Annotated in this window: 1 protein-coding gene; it reads left to right on the top strand. The window is 35.7% G+C overall.

Annotation, left to right across the window (positions count from 1 at the left end; genetic code table 11):
• Positions 1 to 249: 30S ribosomal protein S2 (gene rpsB, locus B4G94_RS18580; RefSeq protein ID WP_286860843.1), on the top strand; the 249-nt coding region annotated here is incomplete at both ends.

The following is a 249-nucleotide window of genomic DNA, read 5'->3' as shown; positions in this document are numbered from 1 at the left end:
AACAAATCGTAAAATCAGGTCGTAAAGTTTTATTCGTAGCAACGAAAAAACAAGCAAAAGAAATCATCGCACAGCAAGCTAAAGAGGTTAATATGCCTTTCGTTACTGAGCGTTGGTTAGGTGGTATGCTTACTAACTTCGCTACAGTTCGTAAGTCTATCAAAAAAATGTCTAACATCGACAAAATGCAAAAAGACGGTACTTATGATGTATTGTCTAAGAAAGAAAAGTTGATGATTCAACGTGAGC

The sequence above is a fragment of the Sphingobacterium sp. UBA7625 genome, assembly GCF_002484085.1.
Classification (GTDB): Bacteria; Bacteroidota; Bacteroidia; order Sphingobacteriales; family Sphingobacteriaceae; genus Sphingobacterium; species Sphingobacterium athyrii.
The sequence above is the reverse complement of the archived record's forward strand: the minus strand, read 5'-3'. Positions and strand labels throughout refer to the sequence as shown.